At 70.1% G+C, this 7,736-nt stretch carries 7 protein-coding genes and 1 pseudogene; 4 read left to right on the top strand and 4 right to left on the bottom strand.

Annotated features, from left to right (window positions below; genetic code table 11):
- Positions 1–319 precede the first annotated feature (319 nt).
- Both HV824_RS33770 and HV824_RS33765 read left to right on the top strand, forming a co-directional pair.
- Complete coding sequence (locus HV824_RS33770; protein ID WP_176425104.1) at positions 320–1,609, top strand: cytochrome P450; 1,290 nt, start codon at positions 320–322, stop codon at positions 1,607–1,609.
- A gap of 310 nt (positions 1,610–1,919) precedes the next feature.
- The gene (locus tag HV824_RS33765) at positions 1,920–2,972 is read left to right on the top strand and encodes a fatty acid desaturase family protein (protein ID WP_176425103.1); all 1,053 of its coding nucleotides are present in this window, start codon (positions 1,920–1,922) and stop codon (positions 2,970–2,972) included.
- An 89-nt stretch (positions 2,973–3,061) separates the two neighbouring features.
- On the opposite strand, the gene HV824_RS33760 is transcribed toward HV824_RS33765, so the two are convergent.
- Positions 3,062–4,078, bottom strand: a complete 1,017-nt coding sequence (locus HV824_RS33760; RefSeq protein WP_176425102.1) for a DUF4846 domain-containing protein — start codon at positions 4,076–4,078, stop codon at positions 3,062–3,064.
- A 117-nt stretch (positions 4,079–4,195) separates the two neighbouring features.
- Between HV824_RS33760 and HV824_RS33755 the strand changes: the two genes are divergently transcribed.
- Positions 4,196–4,798: a CDP-alcohol phosphatidyltransferase family protein gene (locus tag HV824_RS33755; RefSeq protein WP_176420804.1), complete on the top strand. Its 603-nt coding sequence runs from the start codon at positions 4,196–4,198 to the stop codon at positions 4,796–4,798.
- A gap of 10 nt (positions 4,799–4,808) precedes the next feature.
- On the opposite strand, the gene HV824_RS33750 is transcribed toward HV824_RS33755, so the two are convergent.
- Complete coding sequence (locus tag HV824_RS33750) at positions 4,809–5,030, bottom strand: hypothetical protein (RefSeq protein ID WP_240358715.1); 222 nt, start codon at positions 5,028–5,030, stop codon at positions 4,809–4,811.
- Between the two features lie 69 nt (positions 5,031–5,099).
- Complete coding sequence (locus HV824_RS33745; RefSeq protein ID WP_176420806.1) at positions 5,100–5,756, bottom strand: hypothetical protein; 657 nt, start codon at positions 5,754–5,756, stop codon at positions 5,100–5,102.
- Positions 5,757–6,029: 273 nt separating this feature from the next.
- On the opposite strand from HV824_RS33745, the gene HV824_RS33740 reads away from it, so the two are divergent.
- On the top strand, positions 6,030–7,349 hold the full coding sequence (locus HV824_RS33740; RefSeq protein ID WP_176425101.1) for a thioredoxin domain-containing protein: 1,320 nt from the start codon (positions 6,030–6,032) through the stop codon (positions 7,347–7,349).
- On the opposite strand, the pseudogene HV824_RS33735 reads toward HV824_RS33740, so the two are convergent.
- Positions 7,350–7,736, bottom strand: a pseudogene (locus HV824_RS33735) (carboxypeptidase regulatory-like domain-containing protein); the annotation flags it as partial. It lies immediately after the preceding gene.

Here is a 7,736-nt window from a genome sequence, read left to right as displayed (position 1 = left end):
CTCCAGGTGTGCCCGCGGCCCGCCCGGAAGTCACTCTCCAAGTGAACCTCCACGCACCGTCCGGCGCAGGATGCATTTTTACTGGAATCAAACGTCAGCACTGAAAACCAGTGAAAATGAAAAAATGCGCCCTTGCTGGCAATAAAGCCAGAATTCGTTGTATAGGCGGACTAGGGGAGCCCCATCCCGCCCGGTCGTTCCTCGCCGGCTCCCCACACCCCTGACGCACCGCCTGTAGGGGCCTGGCCCCTCCATTGCCACTCCACCCGTTGCAGACGAACCGCGTGCCGGGGGGCCGCGCTCGTCTGGCGAGCCCGCCATGCCCGTGTCCGCGCAAAAGCAGGAAGAGACCGGAGTTCCCGCCCACGCATCCGCGGGCCGTTGCCCCCACCTGGGCGCCCAGTACAACCCCTTCACCGGCCCCCACGCGGAGGACCCACACGCCTTCTTCGAGCAGCTTCGCAAGGACGAGCCCGTCAGCTTCAGCCCCATGCTGAACATGTGGCTGGTGAGCCGCTACGAGGACATCTCCCAGGTGCTGAAGAGCCCGGCGCAGTACTCCAACCGGGACATGCTGGGCAGCGGCACCCACCTCACGGACGAGGCCAAGGCCATCCTGGACCAGGGCTTCCCCACCGCGCACGTGCTGCTGGGCATGGACCCGCCCGAGCACACCCGCCTGCGCCGCCTGATGAACCGGGGCTTCACCGCGCAGCGCATCGCCGGCATGGGCCCCTTCATCCAGCAGATGGCCACCACCCTGGTGGACCGCTTCGCCCAGGACGGCCAGGCGGACCTGGTGCAGCAGCTCGCCTGGCCGCTGCCCGTCCACGTCATCCTCGGCGTCATGGGCGTGCCGCAGGAGGACGTCTGGAAAATCAAGCGCTGGAGCTCGGACTGGCAGCAGCTCGTCTTCGAGTACGTGGCCCCCGAACTCCAGCCGGAGATGGCCAGGGGCGTCATCGAGTTCCAGCAGTACTGCATCCGCCTCATCGAGGACCGGAAGAAGCACCCCCAGGAGGACCTCACCAGCTACCTGGTGGCCGTGGAGAGCGACGGCGAGGCGCTGAGCATGCACGAGCTGGTCATGGCCGTGGGCGCGTCCATGCTGTCGGCCGGCCATGAGTCCACCACCGCGCTGATGGCCAACGCCTGGAAGGTGGCCCTGCAGCATGGCCTGTGGCAGCGGCTGCGCGACGACCGCGCCCTGGTGCCGAAGTTCCTCGAGGAGTCCAGCCGCTACGACTCCGTCTCCCACGCCATGATTCGCACCGCGAAGGAGGACGTGGAGCTGAGCGGGGTGAAGATTCCCGCGGGCGCGCGCCTGCTGCTCCTCTTCGCCGCCGGCAGCCGGGACGAAGCCCTCTGCCCCCACGCCAGCAAGCTGGACGTGGACCGGGAGAAGGTGCCCCAGCACCTCACCTACGGCCGCGGCACCCACTTCTGTCTGGGTGCGCCCCTGGCCCGGCTCCAGTTCGACATCACGACGAACATCCTCCTGGACCGGCTGCCGGACCCCAAGCTCGTCCCCGGCCAGGACTTCGGCACCTGGCAGAGCCTGGTGCTGCGGCAGATGAAGCACCTGAAGGTGGAGTGGACCCCCACCTGAGCCCACCCACCCCGCTGTGAACCAGGGCCTGGCGACCGACACCGGTCTCCAGGCCCTTTTCATGTCCGGAGGCCTGCGACCTCCACCCCGGAGCGGGTGATTTCCTACAAAGAAGGGTAGAAACCCACCCCACCTTGAGTGAATAGGCGGGACAAATCAGACCCCCACGGGGTACAAGAAGACCCAAATAGGCACGCTCACTCTGGAATGCGTGCATTGCAGAAAGAATTTTCTTGCCTCACCACCCATTTCCGCGCGAAAGAGTCCAGGAACACCCTGCTTCCGAGTAAAGCAGAAGGAGCCCCCCGACATGTACGCTCAAGTGGTGGATGAGGCAGACATTCAGTTCGCGCACCGAGTTGACCGCAAGGCGCTGGCGGCCATCACCCGGGAGATGTCCCAGGTGAACAATGGTCGGGCGCTGTGGGCCATGGCCAGTCAGTGGCTGGTCATCGTGGCGGCATTTGCCTTCGTGCTCTTCGTGGACCGCTGGTGGGCCTGGCCGCTGGCCGCCGTCCTCATCGCCACGCGGCAGCACGCGCTGCTAGCGCTGATGCACGAGGCGGCGCACTACCACTTCCTGTCCAACCGCAAGGTGTCGGACGTGGTCAGCGACCTGCTCTGCGCCTTCCCGCTCAACATGACGACGGCGGGCTACCGGCACGAGCACATGCTGCACCACCGCTACGTGAATACGGCGCGGGACCCGTACCTGGCCGGGCAGCTGGTGGACGCCTCCTGGCACTTCCCCCGCACGCCGATGCGCGCCACGGCCGTCTTCCTGGCGGACGCGCTGGGCCTGTACGCCCCCAACCACCTGAAGGTGGTGCTGCCCTGGACGTACTGGGGTCGCCTGGTGGGCCGCGCCCAGCCGCGCATCTCCGCGGGCGAGCACCTGCGCTACTGGCTGTATGTGGCCACGCTCGTCACGGTGCTGGTGACGACGGGCGCGTGGCTGCACTGGCTGCTCTTGTGGGTGCTGCCGACGACGACGGTGATGATGGCCTTCTTCCGGATGCGCGCCCTGGGTGAGCACCCCATCGAGGAGACGACGTCCGGTGACGAGACGCGCGAGACGCGCGACGTGCTGGGCACCGCGCTGGAGAACTTCTTCATCGCGCCGCTCAACGTGAACCTGCACCTCACCCACCACGCCTTCCCCTCCGTGCCCTTCTACAACCTGCCCGCCATGCACGCGCAGCTCGAGCAGGCCGGCTTGCTGGAGGACGGCGTGAATCAGTTCGACACGTACCTGGGCAAGGAGAACAGCCTCATCCAGTACCTCACGCGTGAGCCGGAGGCCTCCGCCGCCGCGGCCGCCGCGTCCCAGCAGCCGAGCCTGGGCCAGCCGCTCCACTCGTGATGGCACCGCGAGGCCAGGCCTCGCCCCGCGCCGTCCAGGTGAAGCCGGGGGGCTCCACCCAGGACGGCCGGCGAGGCCGCGGCCCGCGGTCAGAAGCGCCGCAGTGAGGACCAGGGGAAGGGCTTCCAGAAGGGCGTCACCACGTCCTCGCCCTCCAGCGGAAACCAGGGTCCGGTGTCGCCTCCGGCGGAGAGCACGTGGAAGTCCTGCGCGGGCATGAAGCCCTGCCCCAGCAGCGCCACCTTCTCCCCTTTCGCGTTGGCCGCCACGTCCAGCACCAGCACCGCGTGCCCGGGACTTCCACCCAGCACGAAGAAGTCCCCGGGCCGCACGTCCTCGCGCGAGGGCCGCCCCTTGAGGGATTCCAGTGAGTGCGTGCCCGCGTAGGTGAAGACCAGGTCCAGCCACGCGCGGAAGCTGGCGCGTGAGGCATCCGGGGCCGCGCCGCGCACCCACGTCACCTTCGAGCCCGACACCCGCGCCCGGTCCCCTTCCGCGTACCGAGGCCACTGCGCCAGGTGCCCGCTGGTGAAGCGGTAGGCCAGGCGCTCCCGAGTGCCGCTGGCCCAGCGCCACTCCGCATGGAGGCGGATGACGGAGTCCGCGCACTGCTGGAGGTTCGCGGTGCCCACGTCCAGCTCCGCCACCGCCGCCAGCCGCGCGTCCCCCGCCGCCAGAATCCGCCCGCCCTGGTGGCTGAGCACCGGCGTGCCCTCCGGCCGCAGCGGCAGGCCTCGCAGCCAGGCCCCGAAGGAGCCCTTCACCACCGGCACCCGCGTGTAGCCCTCCGGCGGCGCCACGGCGGCCTCCAAGGGGCGCACCACCGCCTGGGCCGGCAGCCATGTGTAGCGCGCCAGCTCCTCCTTCGTCGCGGGCCGGGGTTGGCCCTCCTCCGCGGCCCCCCCGGACATAGGGAGCAGGCACAAGGCCCACAGGAGCGTCCAGGTCCACGGACGAAAGCGGCCCTCGGTGGCGGGGAGGGACGAGGAGGACGGGCACGGCGGACAGTCGAACGCGGACACGAAGCAGCCATCTCCAGGAGTCAGGGCGGCACGACAGGTGGCGCCGCGGGTTGGAGGTCTCTCATGGGCCTGAAGTTCCCTCACGCCCGCTCGAATCCAGCCGCTCCCTGCCTGCCCTGTGTCCCCGGGGGTGGGTCTACCGCTGAACGCTCGCCGCCCCTGGAACGTGCGCGGCGGGGACCGAGCACTACCTTGAGTCGTATGCGCCGTCAGGCGAGCCTCGCGCTGCTCAACACCTTGTCGCTGACCCGGCTGCCCCTGGCGGTGGCCTTCATCCTCGTCCCGGATGCCTGGGTTCGCGCGGGGCTGGTGGTGCTGGCCGCCTTCACGGACTTCCTGGATGGGTGGATTGCCCGGCACAGGGGGCTCGCCACGCGGCTGGGCGCGCTCATCGACCCGGTGGCCGACCGCGCCTTCATGGTGACGGCCCTCCTCGTCTGCTACCTGGACGGGCTCATCAGCGGGGTGGCGGTGCTGCTGCTGGTGCTGCGCGACGTCGGCACCACCGTGGGCTTCTTCGTCGCTCGCCTGGCGCCCGGGTTGCGCTCCGTCGAGCTGAAGGCGCGGATGCTGGGCAAGGCCGTCACTTCCTTGCAGTTGGTGACGCTGCTGTGCGTGCTGCTGTTTCCCCCCGCGGTGGTGCCCCTGGTCGCGCTCATCGGCGTGCTGTCCTTCGCCTCGGTGGTGGACTACTCCCACGCGGTGCTGAAGGCGCGGGAGCGGGACGCCGGACCGCGGCGGATGAAGCCGGAGTCCGGCGGCGCGGCCTCCCCGGGCTCCTCCCTTCCACCGGTGCGCAAGTAGGGCCGCGGCATCAGGGCTGCGCCGCCGAGTCCGCGGGCTGGGCTTCGGGGAGGCCCAGCACCCGGGCCCTCTCGGTGGCGATGGCGGAGCGTTCGCCTTCGCTCATCTCCATCCAGACGTCATCCATGTCGTCGAGCAGCCCGTCCTCCTCGGGTGAATCGCCTTCAGGGTGCCGGGCGCGGGCGAGCCGCAGCTTGTTCAGGAGTGCACGGTAACGGTCGTAAGCAGACATGGTGGGAACCTCCGCCTCGGGGACGAGCATCGGGCGTGCGACTGACGCGGCGTGGATGGACCTGGCACCTCACTTCCGGGGTGGATTGGACGGGAGCACGGAGATCTCCATCGTCCGCTCCTCATCCAGCAGATTCACCACCGCGCGGACCTGCTCGCCGGGCTCGAGCTTCCGCAAGGCGATGTTGCGCCCGTCCCGGAACACCCGCGTCTGGGGGTCCACGCGAAGCGTCAGCGGCGGACCGTCTCCGACGGCGATGGCCACCTCCGTGTCGCCCACGGAGCGCACCACGCCGGTGTAGACGGCATCCACCACGGCCGTACCGGGAGGCGATGGCACGTCCGCGCCCGCGGGCGGCACGTCACTGACGACGCCCGAGGAGCCGGCGCCTCCCGTGCCTGGCTGCGCGCCGGTGTCCTGCTGGGCGGCCGTGTCCCGCTGCGGACTCACCACCCTCGCGCCTGGAGGAATGCCCGCGCCGCCCGTGCCCGCGACTTGCCCGCGGAGCTGCGTCACCTCCTGGCGGAGCTGCAGCAGCTCGGCGCGCAGCTGATTCACTTCGCGCTGGAGCGCCGCGGCGTCCGACGAAGTCAGGGCCTGCCCTGTTGGCGCCTGCTCCGTCCGCGCGGGCTCCTGCTGTGTGCCTTGCGCGGTCGCCCCGTCGCCACAGAGCAGCAGCGACAGCGCCGCGAGGCCCAACACCCACCCGCTTGCTTTGCGCAGCATGAGGCCCTGACCTCCTTCCTGCTTCAAAGGTGGGGCCTGCCGGGTGACGGACAACCACCGGCCCGGCCAGGATGCGCTGGAGCGCCACCCACCTGGCGGGCACCTGCCTGCCCCCATGGGGACCGCCAGCGGCGCGGAAATTCTTCGAGGCGGCGCTGAAACTCCGAAGGGCCTCGCGCCACTCCTTGGGCGCCGGGCCTGAGCAAGCCTGGTCCGGTGGTGTCACGCGGCGGACCGCGGCGCCACGGGTGTGTCTTTTTCCTGGAGAACACCATGTCCAAGTCGTCTGTCTGGGTGAGCCTGAGTGTCGGTCTGGCGTTGGGTTTCGCGGGGGGGCGCGTGGCGCGTCCCACGGAGCTGGCCACGGGAACGGCCCATGCGGCCAACCTCGCGGCGAAGGCGCCCGCCCCCGGCGCGCGGCCCCGTGCGCCGATTTCGCCCACCGTCTACAAGGTGCCGGTGAATGACTCTCCGACGGCGGGCGCGGAGGACGCGCTCATCACGTTGGTGGAGTTCTCCGACTACGAATGCCCGTTCTGCTCGCGCGCGAACGGCACGGTGAAGCAGCTCCAGGAGCGCTACGGCCGCAAGCTGCGCGTGGTGATGAAGCACCATCCGCTGGCCAACCACGCGCGCGCCTGGCCGGCGGCGCTGGCGGCGCTGGCGGCGGGTGAGCAGGGCAAGTTCTGGGAGATGCATGAAGCGCTCTTCGCGAACCCGCGTGCGCTGAGCGAGGCCGACCTGGAGCGCTACGCGATGAAGGTGGGCCTGAACGTCTCGCGCTGGAACCAGGACCGCGCGGACCCGCGGCTGGCGGAGCGCGTCCGCCAGGACGAGGCGCTGGCGATGCAGTTGGGCGCCACCGGCACGCCGGCCTTCTACGTGAATGGCCGCTTCATCAGCGGAGCCCAGCCACTGGAGGTCTTCACGGGTGTCATGGACGAGGAGCTGAGCAAGGCGGAGGCCCTGGTGCGGACGGGCGTGCGGCCGGTGGAGGTGTACGCGCGAACCATCTCCGCCGGGAAGGACAGCCCGCCCACGCAGCAGCTGATGCCGGAGGAGCCGGCCATCCAGCAGGTGGACGTGGGCGCCGCGCCGTCCCGGGGCCCGGCCGACGCGCCGGTGACGGTGGTGGCCTTCTCGGACTTCGAGTGCCCGTTCTGCGCCCGCGTGGTGCCGACGATGAAGGCGCTGGAGGCCGCGTATCCTGGCAAGCTGCGCGTGGCCTTCAAGCACCAGCCCCTGACGCAGCACCCGAACGCGAAGCTGGCGGCGGAGGCTGCCATGGAGGCGCACGCGCAGGGCAGGTTCTGGGAGTTCCACGACGTGCTCTTCGCCAACCAGCGCAAGCTGGACCGGGCGTCGCTGGAGGACTACGCGCGGCAGGTGGGCCTGGACGTGGGCCGCTTCAACGCGGCGCTGGACTCGCGCCAGCATGACGCGCACGTGTCCGCGGACGTCGCCCAGGCCATGCGCGTGGGCGCCACGGGCACGCCCACGTTCTTCATCAACGGCCGCCAGGTGACGGGCGCCCGGCCGGTGGAGCACTTCCGCGCCATCATCGACGACGAGCTGCGGAAGGCTGCGCGGTAGTCACGGCGCCGAGGCCGCGACCTCTGAATCAGAGCGCGCGGCCTCGGGCTCCGGCGGCCGTCTCAGCACGCCCAGGTTCGTCACCTCGCGGGCGTTGACGTTGAACTCCACGTCTCCGTTGGAGGTGCGCAGCACGTGTTTGCCCGGCTTCAGCCCCGGCACGAAGATGCTGCCATCCCACAGCGTGTAGTGCGACGCGCCGACCCAGTGGCCGTCCACGGTGATCTCCTGCCGGCTGCCCCAGAGGTGGCCGTCTCCGAAATCCATCACCGCGGCGACGGCGCCCGTCTCCTCCAGGTGGATGTCGACGGACACGCGCTCCCCCTTCCCGCCCCGGACAGCGGCGCTGCCCGCGCGGCCATCCGGCAGCCACGCGAAGATTCGCCC

The sequence above is a fragment of the Myxococcus sp. AM009 genome (genome assembly GCF_013372605.1).
Lineage (GTDB): Bacteria > Myxococcota > Myxococcia > Myxococcales > Myxococcaceae > Myxococcus > Myxococcus vastator.
The sequence above is the reverse complement of the archived record's forward strand: the minus strand, read 5'-3'. Positions and strand labels throughout refer to the sequence as shown.

What these genes read in the sequence shown, in the direction of transcription:
- HV824_RS33770 (WP_176425104.1), top strand. Translation starts at nt 320, where the DNA reads ATGCCCGTGTCCGCGCAAAAGCAGGAAGAGACCGGAGTTCCCGCCCAC.
- HV824_RS33750 (WP_240358715.1), bottom strand. Translation starts at nt 5,030, where the DNA reads ATGTCTGCTTACGACCGTTACCGTGCACTCCTGAACAAGCTGCGGCTC.
- HV824_RS33740 (WP_176425101.1), top strand. Translation starts at nt 6,030, where the DNA reads ATGTCCAAGTCGTCTGTCTGGGTGAGCCTGAGTGTCGGTCTGGCGTTG.
- HV824_RS33765 (WP_176425103.1), top strand. Translation starts at nt 1,920, where the DNA reads ATGTACGCTCAAGTGGTGGATGAGGCAGACATTCAGTTCGCGCACCGA.
- HV824_RS33745 (WP_176420806.1), bottom strand. Translation starts at nt 5,756, where the DNA reads ATGCTGCGCAAAGCAAGCGGGTGGGTGTTGGGCCTCGCGGCGCTGTCG.
- HV824_RS33755 (WP_176420804.1), top strand. Translation starts at nt 4,196, where the DNA reads ATGCGCCGTCAGGCGAGCCTCGCGCTGCTCAACACCTTGTCGCTGACC.